Raw genomic sequence first — 24,615 nt, 5'->3', positions numbered from 1 at the left:
CCTAAATAACCGTTCGGAAGCTCGATTCCAGAGCGGTTCAAGAGGGGCTAGCAAAAGGGCATCGTTTTTGCTCTAGTGTGCACAGCCAACAAAAACAGCAAGGCGTTTCACCAGACAGCGGGCTCGTTGTTGTTGGCCGATATCTGTGCGCTCAGGATAGCGCATCGACTAATAACAAGAGGAAAGCTCTCAATGCTGAAGTTCACTGCAAAAGCGCTCGTCTGTGCCCTGTCCATCGGCCTCGCCGGTATGGCCAGTGCAGCCGATCCGATCACCATCAAGTTCTCTCACGTCGTCGCCGAGCACACTCCGAAAGGCCAGGGTGCCATGCTTTTCAAAAAGCTGGCCGAAGAGCGTCTGCCTGGAAAGGTGAAGGTTGAGGTCTACCCGAACTCTTCCCTCTTCGGGGACGGCAAGGAAATGGAAGCGCTCCTGCTGGGCGACGTCCAGATGATCGCCCCTTCGCTGGCCAAGTTCGAGCACTACACCAAGCAACTGCAGATCTTCGACCTGCCGTTCCTGTTCGATGACATGGCTGCAGTCGACCGCTTCCAGCACAGCCCTCAGGGCCAGGAATTGCTGACGTCCATGCAGGGCAAGGGCATCACCGGCCTGGCCTACTGGCACAACGGCATGAAGCAGCTTTCCGCCAACAAGCCGCTGCGCGAACCCAAGGATGCACGTGGCCTGAAGTTCCGCGTACAAGCGTCTGCCGTGCTCGAAGAGCAGTTCAAGGCCGTCCGCGCCAACCCACGCAAGATGAGCTTCGCCGAGGTTTACCAGGGCCTGCAGACCGGTGTGGTCAACGGTGCCGAGAACCCGTACTCCAACATCTACTCGCAGAAGATGCATGAAGTACAGAAGTACGTCACCGAGTCCAACCACGGCCTGCTCGACTACATGCTGATCACCAACACCAAGTTCTGGGACGGCCTGCCAGAAGACGTTCGTTCCGAGCTGGGCAAGATCGTCGAGGAAGTCACTGTCGAGGTGAACAAGCAGGCGAACGAACTCAACGAGAACGACAAGAAGCGCATCGCCGAAGCCGGCACCACCGAGATCATCACGCTGACGGCTGAGCAGCGTGAAGAATGGCGCGAAGCGATGAAGCCGGTATGGCAGAAGTTCGAAGGTGAAATCGGCGCCGACCTGATCAAGGCCGCTGAAGCTTCGAACAAGCAGTAAGGCGTTACCCCCTGGCGCTTGACAGGCCTTTCGGCACCGCCCATTCGCGGCTACAGCCAACCTGACGAGCGCCTGCTGCCTGCGCCGCACCTATCTCGCGGCGCAGGTTCCCGCTTCCACAATATCAATGCAACTCGACGGGAGAGGCCTAGCATGAACGCTTTGCGGCGCTTCTGGGACTGCTTCGAGGAGGCCTTTATCGCCTTCCTTTTGGCAGCCATGACGCTGATCACGTTCGTATACGTGGTCCTGAACAACCTCTACACGGTTTTCTATACGCTCGGCGACAGGTTCGAAGGCGCCAGCGATTTCTTCTATGCGATCGGGGACTTCATCCTCGATTACGCCCAGGCCATGACCTGGAGCAGTGCGATGACCAAGGCGCTGTTCGCCTGGCTGATCTTCTTTGGCATTTCGTATGGCGTGCGTACCGGCGGCCACATCGGTGTCGATGCGCTGGTAAAGCTCGCCCCCCGCCATGTGCAGAAAATGATCGGCGTTCTTGCCGTGCTCTGCTGCCTGGCCTACGCAGGCCTGATCAGCGTCGCCAGCTTCGACTGGATGAAAACGCTGTTCATCGCCGGCATCGGCGCCGAGGACCTCGGTCACTTTGGCGTCAAGCAATGGCACATCGGTCTGATCGTCCCACTGGGTTTTGCCCTGGCGTTCATCCGGTTCTTCGAAATCCTCATCCGCATCCTGCGCGATCAGCAGGTTGGCCTGGGCCTGGCCGACGAAGCGGCCGAGGCCATGAAGCTGGCTGAAGAGGAGAAAAAGTAAAATGACAATCGCCTTCCTCTTTGCGGTGCTGTTCGCGCTGATGCTGATCGGCGTGCCCATTGCCGTATCGCTGGGCCTGGCCGGCTCGCTGACCATCATGCTGTTCAGCCAGGACTCGGTCCGCTCGCTCGCGATCAAGCTGTTCGAAACCTCCGAGCACTACACGCTGCTGGCCATTCCGTTCTTCCTCGTTGCCGGTGCGTTCATGACCACCGGCGGGGTGGCCCGCCGCCTGATCGACTTCGCCAACGCCACCGTCGGCCACATCCGTGGCGGCCTGGCGATCGGTGCGGTGATGGCATGCATGCTGTTCGCCGCGCTCTCAGGCTCCTCGCCTGCCACCGTTGCGGCCGTGGGCTCCATCGCCATCGCCGGCATGGTGCGCTCGGGTTATCCCCAGGCGTTCGGCGCCGGTATCGTCTGTAACGCCGGCACCCTGGGCATCCTGATTCCGCCGTCGATCGTGATGGTCGTGTACGCCGCGGCCACCGAGCAATCGGTGGGCAAGCTGTTCATGGCGGGCGTCGTGCCTGGCCTGCTGCTGGGCCTGGCCCTGATGGTCGCGATCTACATCGTGGCGGTGAAGAAGAACCTGCCTGCACTGCCGCGTGCTTCGCTACGTGAATGGCTCAGCGCCGCGCGCAAGGCGATCTGGGGCCTGCTGTTGATGGTGATCATCCTCGGCGGCATCTATTCGGGCATGTTCACACCCACCGAAGCGGCGGCCGTGGCGGCGGTCTATTCGGCCTTCATCGCCCTGTTCGTCTACAAGGACATGCGCCTGCGGGATTGCCCGAAGGTACTGATCGAGTCGGGCAAGCTGTCCATCATGCTGATGTTCATCATCGCCAACGCGATGCTGTTCGCCCACGTCCTGACCACCGAGCAGCTGCCCCAGCAGATCACCGCGATGGTGCTCGAGGCCGGTCTGCAACCATGGATGTTCCTGCTGGTCGTGAACATCGTGCTGCTGATTGCCGGTGCCTTCATGGAGCCGTCGGCCGTGATCCTGATCCTCGCGCCGATCCTCTTCCCGATCGCCGTGCAGCTGGGGATCGACCCGATCCACCTGGGCATCATCATGGTGGTGAACATGGAGATCGGCCTGTTGACGCCACCGGTAGGCTTGAACCTGTTCGTGACCTCAGCCGTGACCGGCATGAGCGTGACCCAGGTCATCCGCGCCGCCACGCCCTGGCTGATGCTACTGCTGTCGTTCCTGGTACTCATTACCTACGTGCCATGGATCTCGATGGCGTTGCCGAACTGGCTCGGCATGCCGTAATCAGATCGCGCTTGGAAAAGCCCGGCCCCTTGGTCGGGCTTTTTTATTGGATAGTGCAAGAGAACGCACCACGCGCCTGAATAATTCCAGCGGTAGCGTGGCTTCAGCCCACCGATTCTTTGAATCTTCTTGATGCCGTGCTTCGGTATGACGATAAGTCCAATGGCCAGCGGTGGACTGAAGCCCCCCTGCGGGAACACCGCACGCCTGAAGGCGGCGCGCAGGGCCCTGACAGAAGGCTAGGCGTAGGCGATGCGTACAGGCTGAGCGGGGTTTCACCCGCGTTACGGGCCTACTTTAGTGGTTGCTCGAAAGTGGGCAAGACGGCATGCGTGCCCGCCACGTGCACCGCAGCCACACTCCGCCGCACGGGTCCGCTAGCTGGCACCTTTGCTCCCGCAATGGCGGCCAGCCATCACTTTCCTTGATCGACGGTATGCACTCGACTGGGCCTGACTAATTTCGACCATACAGTCATACTTGTAAAAAACCGTGACCTGACACTGTCTTGCCTCGTCAGGTTGGGTATCCCTGTTCGGGCCTTGCCCCTTGCTGTGCTGCCATGTCAGCGGGTCGGGCCGGGCGTTGCCGTTGATGCACGCCCTACTGTTTGAGGAGTTCTCGAAAGACATGTCTCGATTGCCCGTTATCGTTGGTTTCGGTGGCTACAACGCGGCTGGCCGCAGTTCGTTCCACCACGGTTTCCGCCGCACGGTGATCGAGACGCTCGACGGCCACGCCCGCCAGGAAACCCTCGCCGGTCTCGCCGTGATGATGAAGCTGGTCGAAGGCCATGATGATGGTTACCGCTACCAGGGCGAGCCGATCACGCCTGCCGAGATCGAAAGCCGCCTGGGCAAGCGCATTCTCGAATCTACGCTCGTTCGTCGTATCGAAAAGACCTACCTGGATGTCGATGCCGCGCACTGGCACAAGAATCTGGCCATGACGCCAGAGCAGCCGTTGACGTTCATCACCCAGCACAAACAGCTCCCGGAGCCCCTGCCCGCGAACTGGAGTGTCGAACCCCTCCAGAACGGCGATGTCCGCGTGACGTTGCATGACACCTGTGAATTCAAGGTCGACAGCTATCGCCCGCTGCCTGTGAAGTCGGCCGGCCAGTTGCCGAGCGGTTTCGATCCGTCCGAGCTGTACAACTCCCGCTTCCATCCCCGTGCGCTGCAGCTGACCATTGTTGGCGTTACCGATGCGCTGCGTTCGGTCGGCATCGATTGGCAAACCATCACCGACCATGTGGCGCCGGATGAGGTCGCCGTATTTGCCGGCAACATCATGAGCCAGATCGACGACTACGGTTTCGGCGGCCTGCTGCAATCCAGACTTCGCGGCAACCGTGTCAGCGCCAAGCAATTGCCGCTAGGCCTGAACACGATGCCGGCAGATTTCATCAACGCCTATGTACTGGGTAGTGTCGGTACGACGGGCAGCGTAACCGGCGCCTGCGCGACGTTCCTCTACAACCTCCAAAAGGGCATCGATGCGATTGCCAGTGGTCGCACGCGCGTCGCGATCATAGGCAATGCCGAGGCACCTATTACCCTGGAATGCATCGAGGGCTACAACGCGATGAGCGCGTTGGCGACCGAAGACGGGCTGCGCCAGATCGAACGCCAGGACAACGTCGATTTCCGCCGCGCCAGCCGTCCCTTTGGCGACAACTGCGGGTTCACGCTCGCCGAGGCGGCGCAGTTCGTGGTGCTTATGGATGATGAGCTCGCGCTGCAGCTGGGTGCCGACATCCATGGCGCCGTGACGGATGTATTCGTCAATGCAGACGGCTTCAAGAAGTCGATTTCGGCCCCCGGCCCTGGCAACTACCTCAGTATGGCCAGTGCCGTCGCGAGCGCCTCGCGTCTGCTCGGAATCGATGCCGTACGTGATCGCAGCTTCGTACACGCGCATGGTTCCAGCACCCCCGCAAACCGTGTAACCGAATCCGAACTGCTGGGCCGCGTCGCCGCTGCCTTCGGCATTCAGGACTGGCCGGTGACAGCGGTGAAGGCCTTCGTGGGTCATAGCCTGGCACCCGCGAGCGGCGACCAGTTGATCTCGGCGCTGGGCTCGTTCCGCTACGGGGTCGTTCCTGGCATCAAGACCATCGACAAGGTGGCGGACGATGTCCATCAGGCGAACCTCAGCATCAGCAACAAGGACCGTGCCTATGACGCCGAGACGCTGGATGTGGCCTTCATCAACTCAAAGGGCTTCGGCGGCAACAATGCCAGCAGCTATGTGATCGCTCCGCACGTGGTTGAGCGCATGCTTGCCAAGCGCCATGGCGAAGCGAAACTGGACCATTGGCGCGGACGCCGCGAACAGACGCGCGCCACAGCACAAGCGTATGACGGCCAGGCGCTGAAGGGCCGCCTGGATGTCATCTACAACTTCGGTGAGAACATGATCGACGATCGCGGGCTTTCCGTGACGGACGAGCAGGTGACGATACCTGGCTTTGCCCAACCGTTGGTATTCAAGGCTGATCACCGCTTCGACGACATGAAGTGATCTGCCGTTGAAACGCCGGCCACCCGGCGTTCCACACCGCGCCGGCTCAAGACGTGCTAAACACTACGCCCCGTAAAGGTGGCCTTCCCACCACCGGTGCCACGCGCGGATATCGCTGCGCGCCTGTCGCCTCTACACCTGGCCGTGTAGGGCTCAGCGCTCCCGGAACGCCTCGCCCCTGGCTCTCAATATCGGCTTGAGCAGATAGCTCAGGATGCTCTTGCGGCCCGTGATGATATCGACCGACGCGACCATCCCCGGAATGATCAAAAGCGGCTTCTCATCCGTCCCCAGGTGATTCCTGTCCGTCCGGAGCCGAGCGATATAGAAGCTGTTGCCCTTCTCATCGGTGATCGTATCGGCGCTGATGCTTTCGAGCTGCGCCTTCAAGCCGCCGTAGACCGTGTAATCATAGGCCGTGAACTTCACAACCGCTTCCTGACCCGGATGGAGGAAGCCAATGTCCTGCGGCCTAATCTGCACCTCAACCAGCAAGGTGTCATCGAGCGGCACGATCTGCACGATGTCGCTGCCGGGCTGGACGACCCCGCCTACCGTGTTCACAAGCAACTGCTGGATTACGCCTCGAACCGGTGACGTTACCAACGTACGGCTGACACGGTCTTCCAAGGCGCGCCCGGTCGCCTGAACACGATTGAGGTCGGTGCTGACCTTGTTCAGTTCTGTGAGCGCCTCGCTCTGGTAGCGGCTACGCGTTTCCTCAATCTTCTGCTGCACTTCCTGGATCGCCGCCTGGGCACGCGGAATGGCAAGCGTGGCCTGCTGTAGCTGGCCCCTTGTCTCGACTTCGGAGCGCTTCAGGCGCAGCACCTCGACCTGAGAGATCGCACCCTGGGCGATCAAGGGCTCCGACAGTCGGATTTCCTGTTGCAGGAGGTTCAGGCTGTTCTGCTGCTGCCCCTGCTTAGACTGGAATTCACGCAGCTCCTGCTGCCGCTGGGTCAGCTGCTGCTGTAGACCGGACACTTCCTGCTCCAGCTGTTGGCGACGGCTGTTGTACAACGCCGTCTCATTCGCAGCGATGCCTGGCGCTTTTTCGAGCACTTCAGCAGGAATAGCGATCGGACGATTCTCCGTTTGCGCTCTCAGACGTTCGACGCTGGCGAGCAGTGAAAGCCGGTCCGCCTCGGTCTCGCCGACATTGGAGGCGAAGCGGGTGTCGTCCAGGCGCAGCAGGGGCTGCCCGGCATTGACTACCTCACCTTCACGCACCAGGAGCTCCGAGACGATGCCGCCTTCGAGGTTTTGAATCTTCTGCAACCGTGACGACGGTACAGCCTTGCCGGTCCCCCGTGTCACCTCATCGACCTGAGCCAATGCCATCCAGACCAGCGCGAACAGAATGAACGCGAGCAGCGCCCAGATCGTCAGCCGCGCCAGACGGGGCGTATCCTCGATGAGCGCCTTGTTGAGCTCGGGTAGCGGCGTCTCGGACTCGTCATGCTTGCCGAAGAAATTACGCATGGAGGGTAGCCCTCCCTTATCAGCGCGAAACACTGATCTGCCCTCGCTTCAACGCATCCATGACCGTGTCCTTCGGACCGTCCGCAACGATTTGCCCCTGATCCACGATGATCAACCGATCCACCAGCGACAGCATCGACGCGCGGTGCGTAACCAGAAGCACCGTCTTGCGGGCTATTGCAGGGGCGAGCAGTTGCTTGAGGCGCTCCTCGCTGGCGTTGTCCATCGCGCTGGTCGGCTCGTCGAGCACCAGGATCGGCGGATCAAGCAGCAGGGCACGCGCGATGGCGACGGCCTGGCGCTGCCCACCCGACAGCTGGAGCCCGCGCTCCCCGACCTGCAGGTCATAGCCATCCGGATGCAACCGGGCGAAGTCATGCACGCCGGCGAGTTCAGCCGCACGCAGCATCACATCATCCTCGACATAGCGCGCACCACTGACGAGGTTCGCGCGCAACGTGCCGCTAAACAGGTGGATGTCCTGCGGAACATAGCCGATGTTGTGGCGAAGATCCGAAACGTCCAGCTGACGCATGTCCACGCCGTCGACGAGAAGCGCGCCCTCGGTTGGCTCATAGAGCCCCACGATGAGCTTTTCCAGCGAACTCTTGCCCGAACCGCTGCGGCCAATGATCCCGATCTTTTCGCCCGGGCGGACCTTGATGTTGATGCCATGCAACGTAAGGTGCTGCTGGTTCGGATAAGCAAACTGCACATCGCGGAATTCAAGGGCGCCTTCGAGGCGCTCTCGGTTCAGCGGGCGCTCGTTCTCCTGCCGTTCCTGAGGCAGATTCATCATGGTGTCGGTTGTCGCCATGGTCAGCCGTGCCTGCTGATAACGCGCGATCAATCCGGCCAACTGTCCCAGTGGCGACAAAGCCCGGCTATTGAGCATGTAGCAGGCGATCAGGCCGCCCATGCTGAGGTTGCCGTCGATAATCTGATATACCCCGAACGTGATGATGATCACGCCCGTGACCTGCTGGATAAGCGAGGTGATGTTGGTCGCCAAGGACGCCAGTGCCTTGGAACGCATCTCGAGGCGACTCAGCGTGCCGATGGTCTGCTCCCACTGATACTGACGCTCACTTTGGGCATTGTTGACCTTCACCGCATCCAGCCCGCCCAGCGTCTCCACAAGGCTCGCCTGACGCTCACTCGCGAGCTTCATGGTCCGCTCGACGTTCTCGGACAACGGCTTCTGCATGGCCCAGGCGATCGCCAGTGCGATCGGGAAGGCGAGGATCGGCACCCATACGAGGTTGCCACCGATGATGCCAATCACCAGCAGGATGATGATCGTGAACGGTAGGTCGATGAGTGAAGTAAGCGTGAGCGACGCCATAAAGTCGCGAAGCGACTGAAACTCATGGATGTTCTGCGCGAAGCTGCCAATTCTGGCGGGCCGCGCCTTCATCGACATACCCGTGATCCGTTCGAACAGGGTCGCCGAGACGATGAGGTCGGTCTTTTTGCCCGCCATGTCGAGGCAGATGCCGCGCAACGTCTTGAGAATAAGATCGAAGATGAACGCGCCGCTGATACCGATGACCAGCACCCACAATGTGGCCTCGGCCTGGTTCGGCACGACGCGGTCGTACACGTTCATGGTGAACAGCGGTGTCGCCAATGCAATGATGTTGATCAGCAGTGTTGCGCCAATCGCATCCATGTACATGCGCTTGGAGAGCAGGACGGTGTCCTTGAACCAGGCCTTCGTACGGGGGATCAGCGAGCCGTGATGCGTATCGAACCGGTGTCGCGGTTGGGCGAATAGCGTGTAGCCCGAGTAATCCTCGATCAATGCGTCGCGCTCAGCGAGCACTTCGCCCCCCTCGGTTTCACTGAGCAGCAGGCGCGCCTTGCCCTCTTCCGTCCAGCCCAACAACACCGCAGCGCGCCCGTCCCGCAGCAGCAACATGGCGGGAAGCGCAATCGAAGGAAGATTGTCCAGGGTGCGCTTGAGCATCCTTGCCTGAAGCCCTGCGCGGGCCGCAGCGCGCGGTAGTAACTCTACGCTCAGGCGATGTTCCGGTAATGGCAGGCCTGCGGTCAGGCTCGCCCGACTGGCGGGCTTATTGTGAAGCGAACACAGGATGAGGAGACAGTCGAGCAGGGGGTCGTCATGACCGGCGCGCGGATCGCGCACGGCATCATCCAGGCTCGACTGCGATACGCCCTTCCCTGAGGCGTCCGAAGGCGTCGCGTGCAATGCAGATGTTTCAGCGTCGCTCTGGGAGAGCATGCTCATCGGTAAACCTCTTAGGCTGGTCTACCCGAAAGTAGACCAGCCGGTAACTGGGCGTGATGCGTATGACCGATAGGCGGTTCCGCTCAGTCCAGGCCGGGCAGGTGTACCTGGGACTTCACATCGTTGCGCGATACGCCGGCCATGGGCGCGGCCATGGATTGGCTGCGAAGCAGCTCACCTGTAGCAGCCATGATGCGGTACTGGGAAAAAAGCTCGGTGAACCGGATATCCGTAAGGTTGCGCTGAGCCGTAAACGTCTCGTTTTCGCTGTCGAGCAGGTCCAGCAGCGTGCGATCTCCGAGACTGAACTGCGCCTGGTAGGCAGTACGTACCTTTGCGGCCCGTTCGGCGTATTGCTGGGCAATTGGCAGTTGATCGCGGGCTGTAGCGAGCGCATTCCAGGCGAGGCCGATCTCCTCGTTCAGTTGGCGCAGGGCATTGTTGCGAATGTCCAGCGCCTCCTGAATCTGGTAGGCACGCGACTCGCGCTGGGCCGAGCTGCCACCACCGGCGAACAGGTTGTAGCGCATGCGCAACATGGCCTGCCAGTCATCGTTACGGCCGTTGACGCCTTCGACATTCCGGTCAGTACCGCGGGAGATTTCTGCGTCGAATCGCGGCATGAACAGCGACCGCGAGGCTTCGTACTGCTTCTCGGTCGCTGCGATGTCGGCTTCGGCGGACTTTAGCACCGGATTGTTCTCGATGATCGTGCGGCGAGCATCGTCAAGCGAGGTCGGCAATCGACCAGGAAGCCCATCCGGCTCGCTCAGCTGATCGGCTGGCGTCCCAACGGCACTGAGAAAATTGATACGCGCATCGGAGAGATTCGTCTGTTCGGTGAGCAGATTACTGCGTGCTTGCGCCATGCGCGCTTCAGCCTGGTCGTAATCGGCCGTACGCCCTACCCCGCGCTCCGTACGCAGGCGGATCTGATCGAGGATACGTTCGTGGTTGGTCACGTTTTCCTGCGCCAGTCTGACCAGCTCTTCGCGACGCAATACGTCGATATAGACCTCGGCGGTTCTTAGCGCGACTCGCTCGGCAGTCCCCAGTACGCGATAGGCGCGGGAATTAACGGTCGCGGACTGCCGCCCCACTTCGCCCTTCGTCGCCCCGCCGTCGTAGATCATCTGAGTCAGACCAATGCGGCCTTCGCTGCGGTTTTGGACGCGCCAATCGTTATCGGTCGCACGAGTCGTGTTGTTGTACGACCCCTGCCGACCAAATCCGGCAGACACATCAACCGACGGCAGGTACCCGGCCTGAGCCGCACGCAGATCCTGATCCGCAGACAGACGGCCATTGATCGAACCCATCAGCTCGGGATGGGTGTCGATAGTGTGCTGGATAGCTTGCTGCAGCGTCTGCGCCTGGGCACAGCTTACCGTCAACGTCAGGGCAATGGCGGAGGCAAGACTTACACGCATGTTCACGGACCTTCTGTACGGGGATCTTTTTCGCGGCAGCGAAAGGTTATCGCGCGCTTGTCGCGCGGCTTGAAGACAAGCGTAGCTCATGACGACGGGCGGTAATCCCCGTCCTAGCCAAACGGCAGGCAGAATCGACCTGGAAAAATCCAGAAGTTCGAACATAATTTTTTGCGACCTGGTTCAACATTTACAAGCCGCAACCGATAAATTTTCTACGGCGCACGCCTTAGACGAAATCAATTCGCTGCCCCGCCTAGCCGCTCGCACTATCGCGGCAATCCTCTCGGAGTACCCTTATGAGCACTGTTGTCGGCGTCGTCTCTCGCATCGTCGGTCAGGTTTTCGTCATTGGCCTGGATGGTGTGCGCCGTGAGCTGATCGAGGGGGACCGCATTCTTGCAGGCGAAGAGATCGTCACCGGTGCCAACGGCGCCGTTTCGATTACGCTGCCGAACGGGCGCACGCTCGACATGGGCCGCGACAGTCAGTGGGTCGCGACCGACTCCGGCCTGGGGAGTACCGCAACCGCATCCGTCGATCCTGCAGCGGACATCGAGGCGCTGCAGCGTGCGATTGCCGAAGGGCAGGACCCGACCCAGATTCTCGACCCGACTGCGGCAGGCGGCGAAACGGGCGGCGGCAGTGCGGGTGGCAGTCACAGCATCGTCGACCTGACGCTTACAGCCGACCGTGTCGACCCGACGGTGGGCTATGAAACCGAAGGGTTGCCCGCATCCCGTGATATCAGCGACGACCGTACCGGGGGCGCCCAAAACACAACCGCCAATGCCGCGCCTGGCACGCCAACCCCGGCCACACCGGCGACCCCGCCGCCGACAGCGTCGCCCACTGACCCTGTCAGCCCCACGCCTGTGCCTGCACCTGCACCTGCACCTGCACCTGCACCTGCCGAGCCTGCTCCGGCGCCGACATTACCTATTGAGCCAGATCCAACGTCTCCTACGCCGCCTGAGCCGACATCGCCTGGACCTACGACGCCGGTAGAACCTGCTCCATCCGAGCCGCCAGTGGCCCCAACGCCTACTCAGCCGACACCAACCACCCCAACGCCCACGAGCCCGACAACGCCCACTCAGCCTGCGCCGGTCCCATCTACCGAACCAACGCCTCCCGCTGATCCCAGCACACCTACGCCCCCGGTTGAACCATCGGATCCACCCGCACCCTCTCAGCCGGATCAACCCCAGCCTCCAAGCGAACCGGTTGATCCGGATGCTCCTTCGGAACCAGTGACGCCGACGACTCCTGCCGAGCCGGCAGAGCCTACCGAACCGACTCCGCCGGCCACTGTAGAGCCAACGCAGCCGGCAGAGCCTGAAAGCCCGGATCAACCAGGCATACCGACAGAACCTGACCCTGCCAGCCCAGCTGTGCCGCCCGAGACAGTGGAGCCGCAGCAACCTGCCGCGCCCACTGACTCTGTCAGCCCCACGCCTGTGCCCGGGAATACAGCGGCCACGATTTCGGGGGACACCGCCGGCAACGTTCAGGAAGACGTCGTTTATACGGTCTCCGGCACCCTGGTCGTTTCGGACCCGGACGCAGGCGAAGCGCGCTTCGTGACGCAAGACCAGACCGTAGGCACCTACGGCCGCTTCAGCATTGGCGAAGATGGCCGTTGGACCTATGCGCTGAACAATGACGCCAATGACGTGCAATCCCTCGCCCAGGGCCAACAGGTCAGCGAAACCTTCACCGTGCGCAGCGCGGATGGCACGACACAGGCAATCACCGTCACTGTACTGGGTACCAACGATGTGCCGACGGTGGCGGCTTCGGCTGCCTCCACCGACGAAAACACGGCCGTCGATGGCCAGGTACCCGCGGCGATCGACGTCGACAGGGGCGACACCATCACGGGTTATCAACTTGTGCGCGGCCTCGGCGCCGGCAATGGCACCCTCACCTTCAACGCCGATGGGTCCTATCGCTTCGAACCGGGTCGTGACTTCGAGAGCCTGGCAGCCGGGCAATCCCGAGCAGTCACGTTCACCTATACCGCCACTGACAACAATGGCGGTGTCAGCGCACCGGCGACGGTCACGATCACGGTGTTGGGCACCGACAATGCACCGGTCATCAGTACCGGTACCGGTGCGGTGGTCGAACGGGTTCAGCCTTCAATTTCAGGCCAGCTCAGCGCAACCGACGTCGATAATCCGGATCTCGCGTTCGTCCCGGCGACGGTAGCTGGCCAGTACGGCAGCCTTGCGGTCGACGCTGCGGGCAACTGGACCTACAGCCTCGACGGCCGCGCCGATGTACTGAGCGAAGGCCAGCGTGCGGCCGAAACGCTATCGGTCCGCCTGAACGACGGCTCCGTTACGAGCGTGACCGTCAACATCACCGGCACCAACAATGTTGCCAGCATCAGCGGACAGAGCGACGGACAGGTCACCGAGGGCTCCGCGCCGACGCTGATCAGCAGCGGCGCGCTCACCGTCAGCGACGTCGATCTCGGCGAAAACGTCTTCCGCGCCGGGCCCGGCACCTACACCGGTCCGGGCCAAGCCCTGGGCAACCTTTCGATCAGCGCCGATGGCCAGTGGACCTATAGCGTGCCCAACGAGGCCATTGCGTACCTTGGCGCGGGAGAAACGCGGGTCGAAACCTTCCAGGTCACCTCGGCGGACGGCACGGCTACTCGCGATATAAGCATCACCGTTACCGGAACCAACAACGCCGCCGTGATCAGCGGCGATCTGGCGGGCACCGTGCAGGAGGACACGACCCTCAGCACCACCGGCACCCTTCAGGTGACCGATGCCGACGCTGGCCAGAACACCTTCCAGGCACAGACCGATACCGCCGGCACTTACGGCCGCTTCAGCGTGACCGCCGCTGGCACCTGGACGTACACCCTCGACAATGCTGCGAGAGGCGTTCAATCGCTGGCGCAAGGTCAGTCCGTTACTGAAACCTTTACCGTGCGCAGTGCGGACGGCACGCCCCAACAGCTCACGGTCACCGTACTGGGGACAAATGATCTGCCCGTGGTAAGCGGGGCCGCCGCAGTTACGGAAGAAAACACCGTACTCGGCGCGCGTGTTCCGGCCGCGACCGACATCGATACTGGCGACACCATCGTGAGCTATCAGGTCGCGTCGGGGCTTGGCGCCGGCAACGGTACACTGACGTTCAATCCCGACGGCACCTATCGCTTCGATCCGGGTACCGATTTCGACGCCCTGCCTGCAGGCGCAGGGCGCGCCGTCTCGTTCACCTACACCGCCACCGATAACAATGGTGGCGTAAGCGCGCCGGCGACGGTGACCATTACCGTGACAGGCACTGACGACCTCCCCGTCATCAGCGCCGGCGCCGCGAACGTCGTCGAGCAAACACAGCCGACCGCCTCCGGCCAGCTGACCGCAACGGACGTCGACAATCCCGCACTTGCCTTCAACCCGGGCACACTCACGGGCGCATACGGCAGTCTGGTCGTCGATGCCGCCGGGCGCTGGACCTACGCGCTCGATGGCCGCGCCGACGCGCTGACCGGCGGCCAACAGGCAACCGACGTCATCACTGTCGCGCTGAATGATGGCTCTACCACGACCGTTGCGCTCAGCCTGACAGGCACCAATAACGCGGCGACCATTACCGGCACCTCGACCGGGCAGGTGGTTGACGGCTCAACGCCTGACGGCCAACTGATCACCAGCGGCCGCCTGACAGCGGTCGATCCAGATGCAGGCGAAAGTGGGTTCCGTCCTGGCAATGCGACCTACCAAGGCAGCGACCGCCCGCTGGGCCAGCTGACCATCGATGCCGCTGGCAACTGGCGTTATGAGATTGCCAATGAGGCCGTCCGCTATCTCGGCGATGGCCAGACCCGCACCGAGGTCTTCACCGTGACGTCGACGGACGGAACGGCAACGCAAAACATCACCGTCACCCTCGTCGGCACCAATGACATCGCTCAGATTGGCGGTACGGTTACCGGCCAGACCGAAGAAGACGGCACGCTGGTCGCCTCTGGCCAACTGACCGTCCAGGACGCCGACGCCGGCGAAGCCCGGTTCCAACCGCAGGCCGACACCGCCGGTGCCTATGGCCGTTTCACCGTGGATGCGAGCGGCGCGTGGACCTATACGCTCGACAATGCCGCGGCAAACGTCCAGGCACTCGGGCAAGGGCAATCCGTCACCGAAACGTTCACCGTACGCAGTGCGGACGGCACGGCTCAGCAGATCGCTATCACGGTCCTGGGCACCAATGACGCTCCGATCGTGACCGCCGCCCGTGAAGGCACCGAAGAGAACACCGTGCTGACCGCACGGGTGCCGACCGCTACCGACGTCGATACCGGCGACACCATCGCGAGCTACCAGGTCGCAACCGGTCTTGGTGCGGGCAACGGCACCTTGATCTTCAATCCGGACGGCACCTACCGCTTCGACCCGGGCACCGATTTCGATGCGCTGGCTGCCGGCGCAGGGCGGACGGTTTCGTTCACCTATACCGCGACCGATAACAATGGCGGTGTGAGCGCACCGGCTACCGTCACGATTACCGTCACGGGCACGAACGACTTGCCGGTCGTTACCAGCGGTACGGCGGCGACCGAAGAAAATACCGTTCTCAATGCACGCGTTCCCGCGGCCACGGATGTGGATGGCACCGTCGTCGGCTATCAGTTGGTCGATGGCGTCGGCACAGGCAACGGCACGCTGACTTTCAACCCTGATGGCTCCTATCGCTTTAACCCCGGCACGGATTTCGACGCACTGCCGGCTGGAGCCGAACGCACGGTCTCCTTCACCTACACCGCCACCGACAACAACGGCGGCGTAAGTTCGCCGGCGACGATCACCATCACCGTCACTGGCACGGATGATCTACCCGTTATCAGCACGGGCGCTGGCACTGTCGTCGAGCAAACCCAACCCATCGCCTCCGGCCAGCTCACCGCAACCGATGTGGACAACCCTGCGCTGGCCTTCAACGCCGGTACCATCGTCGGCAATTACGGCAGCCTTGTGGTCGATGCGGCCGGCCGCTGGACCTACACCCTCGATAACCGCGCCGATGCGCTGAACGAAGGCCAACAGGCAACCGATATCGTTACCGTCACCCTCAATGACGGCTCCCGCACCACGGTCTCGTTGGGCATAACAGGTACCAATAACGCCGCCACCATCACCGGCGACGCGCAGGGCGAGGTCACCGAAGATGCCGTAACCGTGGCCTCAGGCGCGCTGGCGGCCAACGATGCCGATGCCGGCCAGAACACCTTCCAGCCTCAGAACGGCACCGCTGGGACCTACGGCACCTTTACCATCGGCACCAATGGCGCGTGGACCTACGCACTGAATAACGCGGCGGCCAACGTCCAGGCACTCATCGCTGGCCAGCAGGTTTCCGAGACATTCACCGTACGAAGTGTCGATGGCACGGATCAGCAGGTCACGATCCTGATCAACGGCGCGGACGATGCGGCGGTGATCGGCGGCACCACGGCCGGGAGCGTCACCGAAGACGGCGTGACGACCATCAACGCTACGCTGACCGTAGTCGACGCAGACGCCGGCCAGAGCAGCTTCCAGCCGCAGGCGGGCACCGTCGGGGCCTACGGCACCTTCAGCCTCGATGCGTCTGGCGCATGGCGCTACGCCCTTGATAACACGGCACCCAATGTTCAGGCCCTGGCACAGGGGCAGTCCGTCCAAGATGTGTTCACGGTGCGCAGCGTGGACGGTACGACGCAAGCGGTTACCGTCACCATCAACGGCAGCAATGACACCCCTGTCGTCAGCAGCGCTACCGCGACGACCGAAGAGAACACAGTGCTCAACGCAAGCGTCCCGACAGCCACCGATGTGGACGCCGGCGACACCATTGCGAGCTATCAGGTCGCGACTGGCCTTGGCGCGGGTAACGGCACGCTCACCTTCAACGCCGACGGCAGCTACCGCTTCGATCCGGGCACCGATTTCGATGCGCTGCCTGCCGGCGCAGGGCGGACGGTCTCCTTCACCTACACCGCCACCGACAACAACGGCGGCGTCAGTGCACCGGCGACGATCACCATTACAGTCACCGGCACGGACGACCTGCCCGTCATCAGCACGGGCGCCGGTACCGTCGTCGAGCAAGCCCAGCCCACCGCCTCCGGCCAGCTCACCGCAACCGATGTGGATAACCCTGCGCTGGCCTTCAACGCCGGCACGGTAGCCGGTAACTACGGCAGCCTGGTGGTCGATGCGGCAGGCCGCTGGACCTACACCCTCGATAACCGCGCCGATGCGCTGACCGCCGGCCAACAGGCCGATGACGTCATCACCGTCACACTGAACGATGGCTCGACCAGCACGGTGTCGCTGGCCATCACCGGTACCAACAATGCGGCGACCATCACCGGCGACACCAGCGGCGAGGTGCAGGAAGACGTTACCGTCACCAGCAGCGGTCAGCTGGCAATCACCGACCCGGACGCAGGCGAAGCGCGCTTCCAGCCGCAGGACAACAGCGCCGGCACCTACGGGCGCTTCAGCGTCGATGCCACCGGTAGCTGGACCTACACGCTGAACAACGCCGCCGCGAATGTTCAGGCGCTGGCACAGGGTCAATCCGTCCAGGAAACCTTTACCGTTCGCGCCGCCGATGGCACTGCCCAGCAAGTTACCGTGACCGTGCTTGGCACCAACGACGTGCCGACCGTGACCGCGCAAACCGGCTCGACCGACCAGAACACCGCGTTCGACGGCAACGTACCGTCAGCCACTGATATCGACGGCACCGTGGTGAGCTACGCCGTTGCGCAAGGCGTTGGCGCCGGCAACGGCGCACTGACCTTCAACAGCGACGGCAGCTACCGCTTCGATCCAGCCCGAGACTTCAACGACCTGCCCGTCGGCGCCACCCGCACAGTCCTCTTCACCTACACCGCCACCGACAACAACGGCGGCGTAAGCGCCCCAGCGACTGTCACACTGACCATCACCGGCACCAACGACGCACCAACCGTTGCATCCGCGCTCACTGCCGCTGCGACTGAGGACGGCGCTGCGACGAGCATCGATCTGCTTCAGGGTGCGAGCGATGTCGATACGGGCGACACGCTCAGCGTGATCGGCCTGCCAGGCACCCTGCCGGCTGGCGTGACGTACGATGCGGCGAACAACCGCCTGACACTCGACCCGAGCAACGCCGCCTACCAGAACCTCGCAGCGGGCCAGACGCGCGACGTCGTGGTCAATTACCTCGTCAGTGATGGCCAGGGCGCTACCGTTCCGCAAACCGCTACGTTCACCGTCACAGGCACCAACGACGCACCGACCGTTGCATCTGCGCTTGCTGCCGCTGCGACTGAGGACAGCGCTGCGACGAGCATCGATCTGCTTCAAGGTGCGAGCGATGTCGATACGGGCGACACGCTCAGCGTGATCGGCCTGCCAGGCACCCTGCCGGCTGGCGTGACGTACGATGCGGCGAACAACCGCCTGACACTCGACCCGAGCAACGCCGCCTACCAGAACCTCGCAGCGGGCCAGACGCGCGACGTCGTGGTCAATTACCTCGTCAGTGATGGCCAGGGCGCTACCGTTCCGCAAACCGCTACGTTCACCGTCACAGGCACCAACGACGCACCGACCGTTGCATCCGCGCTTGCTGCAACGGCCGCCGACGGTGGCCAGCCCGTTACGTTGAACCTGCTGGAAGGCGCAACCGACGTCGACACCGGCGATGTGCTGCGCGTGGTCGACCTGCCGGCCGCCCTGCCGGCTGGGGTTACGTTCGATCCGAACACTCAGACACTCACGTTGAATCCGGCTGATGCCGCCTACCAGAATCTGGGTGCAGGCCAAAGCCGCAACGTCACCGTCACTTACACCGTCAGCGATGGTCAGGGCGGCACCGTCTCGCAGACCGCGACGTTCACCGTCACGGGTACCAATGACGCACCGACGGTAGCGTCGGCGCTCACCGCAGCCGCCACTGAAGACGGCGCACTTGTAACGCTCGACCTGCTGCAGGGCGCGACCGACGCGGACGCAGGCGACGTACTCAGTGTGATTGGCCTGCCAACAACACTGCCAGCCGGTGTTACCTACAACGCGGCCACCAACGGACTAACGCTCGATCCGAGCGACGCGGCCTATCAGGATCTGGCCGTTGGTCAGACCCGAAACGTGACCGTCGCCTACACCATCAGCGACGGTCAGGGCGGTACCGTCCCGCAGACCGCGACATTCGTCGTCACCGGCACCAATGATGTGCCCGTCGTCCGTAATGCCACTGCCACGACCGCCGAAAAAACTGTGCTCGAAGGTCGTGTACCGCAGGCGACGGACGTCGACACCGGCGACACGATCGTCAGCTATCAGGTCGCGACTGGCGTGGGCGCAGACAACGGCACGCTCACCTTCAACGCAGACGGCAGCTACCGGTTCGAGCCGGGTACGGACTTCGACGCGTTGGCGAGCGGTCAGAGCCGAACCGTCTCGTTCAGCTACACCGCTACCGACAACAATGGTGGCGTCAGCGCGCCAGCGACCATCAGTATTACCGTCACCGGGACGAACGACATCCCGGTGGTCTCAAACGCCACCGCCACGACCGAAGAAAAGGTTGTACTCGAGGCCCGCGTGCCGACCGCTACGGATGTAGACGGCACCGTCGCCGGATACCAATTGGTAAGCGCACCCGGCGCCGGTAACGGCACCCTGACATTCAACGCGGACGGCTCTTACCGTTTCGATCCGGGCAGCGATTTCGACGCGCTGCCGGCAGGGGCTGAGCGCAGCGTGTCGTTCACCTACACCGCCACGGACAACGATGGCGGCGTGAGCGCGCCGGCGAGCATTACCATTACGGTGACAGGCACGGACGACCTGCCGGTCATCAGCACCGATACCGGCACTGTCGTCGAACAAACGCGCCCGCAAGCGTCGGGACAGTTGACCGCCACTGACGTCGACAACGCGGCGCTGGCCTTCAACGCCGGTACGGTAGCCGGCAACTACGGCAGCCTTGTGGTCGATGCGGCAGGCCGCTGGACCTACACGCTGGACAGCCGCGCCGATGCCTTGAACGCGGATGAGCGTGCAACGGACGTCATCACCGTGGCGCTCAACGATGGCTCTCGCACGACCGTCACTCTCGACATTACCGGCACTAACAATGCCGCCGTGATCACCGGCGACGACCAGAGCGCCGTTGTCGAGGATCAGGTCAGCACCGCCAGCGGAACGCTGGTGGCCACCGATCCTGACGCGGGCCAGAACACCTTCATCGCGCAGCCCGTCACGGCCGGCGTGTATGGTGCATTCAGCGTGGCCACCAACGGTGCCTGGAGCTACTCGCTCAACAATGCCGCGGCCAACGTCCAATCACTGGGCGCTGGCCAGACAGTTACCGAGACCTTCCCGGTAGCCAGTGCGGACGGCACGACGCATGCCGTCACCATTCGCATAACCGGTACGAATGACCTGCCGTCCGTAACCGATGCCTCGGCGACCACGGAAGAAAACACCGTGCTCGCCTCTCGCGTACCCGCCGCGACCGACATCGATGCCGGTGACACTATCGTCAGTTATCAGGTCGCCGACGATCTGGGTGCCGGTAACGGTACGCTCACGTTCAATCCAGACGGTACCTACCGCTTCGACCCGGGCAGCGACTTCGATGCCCTGCCTGACGGCGCGCAGCGTACGGTGTCGTTCACCTATACCGCGACCGACAACAATGGCGGCGTCAGTGCGCCGGCGACGATCACCATCGTCGTCACCGGCACCAACGATGCGCCCGTTATCTCGGCGGTCGACCCGCAGCGCGTCAGTGAAGGTGATGCGGTCATCAGCGGCCAATTGAGCGCGACCGATGTCGATCAGCCGGCTGGCACTCCGCTGTTGTTCAACACCACGTCGACCGCAGCCGGATTCACCCTGGCCGCCAATGGCGCCTGGAGCTTCGACGCCCGCGACCCGGCCTATGCCGCGTTGCCGGCAGGTGCTCAGCTGCTGCTGAACATTCCGCTCACGGTAACCGATGCGCTTGGGGCCACCAGTACGACAACGCTACAGATTACCGTCAACGGCACCAACGATGCCCCGACGGTCCAGGCTGCGCTCGCTGCACAAGCCATCGAAGACGGCGCGCCTGTCACGATCGATCTGCTGCAAGGCGCAGCGGACGTCGACACCGGCGATGTGCTGCGTGTTGTCGACCTTCCAACAACACTGCCGGCCGGCGTGACATTTAATGCCGCCAACCAGACGCTCACGATCAACCCGGCGGATGCCGCGTACCAAAATCTGGGTGCAGGCCAAACCCGCGATGTGGTCGTTAACTACACCATCAGCGATGGCCAGGGCGGTACAGTCGCACAGACCGCCACTTTCACGGTCACCGGCACTAACGATGCCCCGACCGTTGCATCTGCGCTGACTGCGGCTGCCACCGAAGACGGCGCTGCTGTCACGCTGGACCTGCTCCAAGGTGCAAGTGACGTCGACACCGGTGATGTGCTGCGCGTCGTCGACCTGCCAACCACACTGCCGGCCGGCGTGACATTCAACGCCGCCAACCAGACGCTCACAATCAACCCGGCAGACGCCGCGTACCAGAACCTGGGTGTCGGCCAGACCCGCGACGTCGTCGTCAACTACACCATCAGCGATGGCCAGGGCGGCACGGTCGCGCAGACCGCCACCTTTACGGTCACCGGTACTAACGATGCGCCGACTGTTGCGGCCGCGCTGACTGCGGCTGCCACCGAAGACGGCGCCGCTGTTACGCTGGATCTTCTGCAAGGCGCAGCGGACGTCGACACAGGTGATGTACTGCGTGTTGTAGACCTGCCAACCACGCTGCCGGCCGGCGTGACATTCAATGCCGCCAACCAGACGCTCACGATCAATCCGGCGGATGCCGCGTATCAGAGCCTGGGTGCCGGCCAGACCCGCGACGTCGTCGTCAACTACACCATCAGCGATGGCCAGGGCGGCACGGTCGCGCAGACCGCCACCTTTACGGTCACCGGTACTAACGATGCGCCGACTGTTGCGGCCGCGCTGACTGCGGCTGCCACCGAAGACGGCGCCGCTGTTACGCTGGATCTTCTGCAAGGCGCAGCGGACGTCGACACAGGTGATGTACTGCGTGTTGTAGACCTGCCAACCACGCTGCCGGCCGGCGTGACATTCAACGCCGCCAACCAGACGCTCACCATCAACCCCGCGGACGCCGCATACCAAAATCTGGGCGCGGGCCAGACCCGCAATGTGGTCGTTAACTACACCATCAGCGATGGCCAGGGCGGCACGGTCGGGCAGACCGCCACCTTCACGGTCACCGGTACTAACGATGCGCCTACCGTTGCATCAGCGCTCACCGCGGCTGCGACTGAAGACGGCGCGCCGGTCACGCTGGACCTGCTGCAAGGCGCCAGCGATGTCGATACGGGCGATGTGCTTAGTGTCATTGGCCTGCCGGGCACATTGCCCGCCGGCGTCACTTACGATGCAACGAATAATCGCCTGACGCTCAACCCCAGCGACACGGCTTACCAGAACCTGGCCGTCGGCGAAACACGAGACGTTGTCGTCCGCTACACCATCAGCGACGGCCAGGGCGGCACTGTCGCGCAAACCGCGACCTTCACTGTTACTGGCACGAACGATGTACCCGTTGTAAGCAATGCCGCTGCAACCACCGAAGAAAACACCGTTCTCGAGGCACGTGTTCCGGTCGCGACCGACGTCGACGGCACCATCGTCAGCTATCAGTTGGTGAATGGCCCGGGGACCGGTAACGGTACCCTTGGATTCAACCCGGATGGCTCTTACCGCTTTGATCCAGGCACTGATTTCGATGCACTGCCTGCGGGCGCCCAGCGCACCATCTCGTTCAGCTACACGGCAACCGATAACAATGGCGGCGTGAGTGCGCCAGCGAGCATCTCAATTACGGTGACTGGCACGAACGATGTGCCCATCGTCACGTCGGCCATCGCGACCACGGAAGAAAACACCGTTCTTGATGGACGAGTACCGACCGCGACCGACGTCGACGGCACCGTTGTGGGTTACCAATTGGCGGACGGTGTGGGCACCGGCAACGGCACGCTGACCTTCAACCCTGATGGCTCCTATCGCTTTAACCCCGGCACGGATTTCGACGCACTGCCGGCTGGAGCCGAACGCACGGTTTCCTTCACCTACACCGCGACCGACAACAACGGCGGCGTGAGTGCGCCGGCGACGATCACCATCACCGTTACTGGCACGGACGACCTGCCTGTTATTAGCACAGGCACCGGCTCTGTCGTCGAGCAAACGCAACCCACCGCCTCCGGCCAGCTCACCGCAACCGATGTGGATAACCCTGCGCTGGCCTTCAACGCCGGCACGGTAGCCGGCAACTATGGCAGCCTGGTGGTGGATGCGGCCGGTCGCTGGACCTACACCCTCGACAACCGCGCCGATGCGCTGACCGTCGGCCAACAGGCCGATGACGTCATCACCGTCACACTGAACGATGGCTCGACCACCACGGTGTCGCTGGCCATCACCGGTACGAACAATGCGGCGACCATCACCGGTGACAGCACCGGCGAGGTGCAGGAAGACGTTACCGTCACGAGCAGCGGTCAGTTGGCAATCGCCGATCCGGACGCTGGCGAAGCGCGCTTCCAGCCGCAGGACAACACCGCCGGCACCTACGGGCGCTTCAGTGTGGATGCCGCGGGCGGCTGGACTTACACGCTGAACAACGCTGCTGCGAATGTTCAGGCGCTGGCACAAGGTCAATCCGTCCAGGAAACCTTCACCGTTCGCGCCGCCGATGGCACTGCCCAGCAAGTTACCGTGACCGTGCTCGGCACCAACGACGTGCCGACCGTGACCGCGCAAACCGGCTCGACCGACCAGAACACCGCCTTCGATGGCAACGTACCGCCAGCCGCCGATATCGACGGCACCGTGGTGAGCTACGCCGTCGCCCAGGGCGTCGGTGCTGGCAATGGCGCGCTGACCTTCAACAGCGATGGCAGCTACCGGTTCGACCCGGCGCAGAACTTTAACGACCTGCCCGTCGGCGCAACCCGCACAGTCACCTTCACCTACACCGCCACAGACAATAATGGCGGCGTCAGCGAACCCGCGACCGTCACGCTGACCATCACCGGCACCAATGACGCCCCGACTGTGGCATCCTCGCTCACTGCCGCTGCGACCGAAGACGGCGCTGCGACGAGCATCGATCTGCTTCAAGGTGCGAGCGATGTCGATACGGGCGACACGCTCAGCGTGATCGGCCTGCCAGGCACCCTGCCGGCTGGCGTGACGTACGATGCCGCGAACAACCGCCTGACCCTCGACCCGAGCAACGCCGCCTACCAGAATCTCGCGGTCGGCCAGACGCGCGACGTCGTGGTCAATTACCTCGTCAGTGATGGCCAGGGCGCTACCGTTCCGCAGACCGCTACGTTCACGGTCACCGGCACCAACGATGCCCCGACCGTTGCATCTGCGCTGACTGCGGCTGCGACTGAAGACGGCGCGCCGGTCACGCTGGACCTGCTTCAAGGCGCGGCAGATATCGATACCGGTGATGTACTGCGCGTCATCGATTTGCCAACCACGCTGCCGGCCGGCGTGACATTCAATGCCGCCAACCAGACGCTCACGATCAATCCCGCCGAT

Annotated in this window: 8 protein-coding genes (1 of these 8 cut by a window edge); 5 read left to right on the top strand and 3 right to left on the bottom strand. The window is 62.8% G+C overall.

Translation table 11 applies throughout. From position 1 onward, the window contains the following. Positions 1-192: 192 nt before the first annotated feature. The 4 genes from dctP (at position 193) to ACY8D3_RS21055 (ending at position 5,776) form a co-directional block, all read left to right on the top strand. A complete protein-coding gene (gene dctP / locus ACY8D3_RS21070) occupies positions 193-1,185 on the top strand; it encodes a C4-dicarboxylate TRAP substrate-binding protein DctP (protein WP_462380799.1) in 993 nt (330 codons plus the stop codon). A 153-nt stretch (positions 1,186-1,338) separates the two neighbouring features. Next, a complete protein-coding gene (locus ACY8D3_RS21065) occupies positions 1,339-1,965 on the top strand; it encodes a TRAP transporter small permease (protein WP_462380798.1) in 627 nt (208 codons plus the stop codon). 1 nt (position 1,966) lies between these two features. Continuing rightward, entirely contained in the window at positions 1,967-3,250 is a 1,284-nt protein-coding gene (gene dctM, locus ACY8D3_RS21060) for a C4-dicarboxylate TRAP transporter large permease protein DctM (protein ID WP_462380797.1), read from the top strand. Positions 3,251-3,880: 630 nt separating this feature from the next. After that, a complete protein-coding gene (locus ACY8D3_RS21055) occupies positions 3,881-5,776 on the top strand; it encodes a beta-ketoacyl synthase (protein WP_462380796.1) in 1,896 nt (631 codons plus the stop codon). A 153-nt stretch (positions 5,777-5,929) separates the two neighbouring features. Here the strand turns inward: ACY8D3_RS21055 and ACY8D3_RS21050 are convergent, their stop codons facing one another. The 3 genes from ACY8D3_RS21050 to ACY8D3_RS21040 all read right to left on the bottom strand — a co-directional run bounded on the left by ACY8D3_RS21050 (position 5,930) and on the right by ACY8D3_RS21040 (position 10,942). Further along, positions 5,930-7,261 (bottom strand): HlyD family type I secretion periplasmic adaptor subunit, encoded by a 1,332-nt coding sequence (locus ACY8D3_RS21050; protein WP_462380795.1) that lies wholly within the window; start codon positions 7,259-7,261, stop codon positions 5,930-5,932. A 19-nt stretch (positions 7,262-7,280) separates the two neighbouring features. Further along, entirely contained in the window at positions 7,281-9,512 is a 2,232-nt protein-coding gene (locus ACY8D3_RS21045; RefSeq protein ID WP_462380794.1) for a type I secretion system permease/ATPase, read from the bottom strand. Between the two features lie 83 nt (positions 9,513-9,595). Continuing rightward, positions 9,596-10,942, bottom strand: a complete 1,347-nt coding sequence (locus ACY8D3_RS21040; protein WP_462380793.1) for a TolC family outer membrane protein — start codon at positions 10,940-10,942, stop codon at positions 9,596-9,598. 299 nt (positions 10,943-11,241) lie between these two features. Between ACY8D3_RS21040 and ACY8D3_RS21035 the strand changes: the two genes are divergently transcribed. Beyond that, positions 11,242-24,615, top strand: the beginning of a protein-coding gene (locus ACY8D3_RS21035; protein ID WP_462380792.1) for a VCBS domain-containing protein. Its footprint extends 15,465 nt past the window's final position; only the first 13,374 of its 28,839 coding nucleotides appear in the window; its start codon is at positions 11,242-11,244; its stop codon lies off the right edge, out of view.

It is taken from the genome of Pseudomonas sp. Marseille-QA0892 (genome assembly GCF_054950135.1).
Note: the sequence above shows the minus strand (reverse complement) of the source record. Positions and strands in the feature narration are given on the sequence as shown.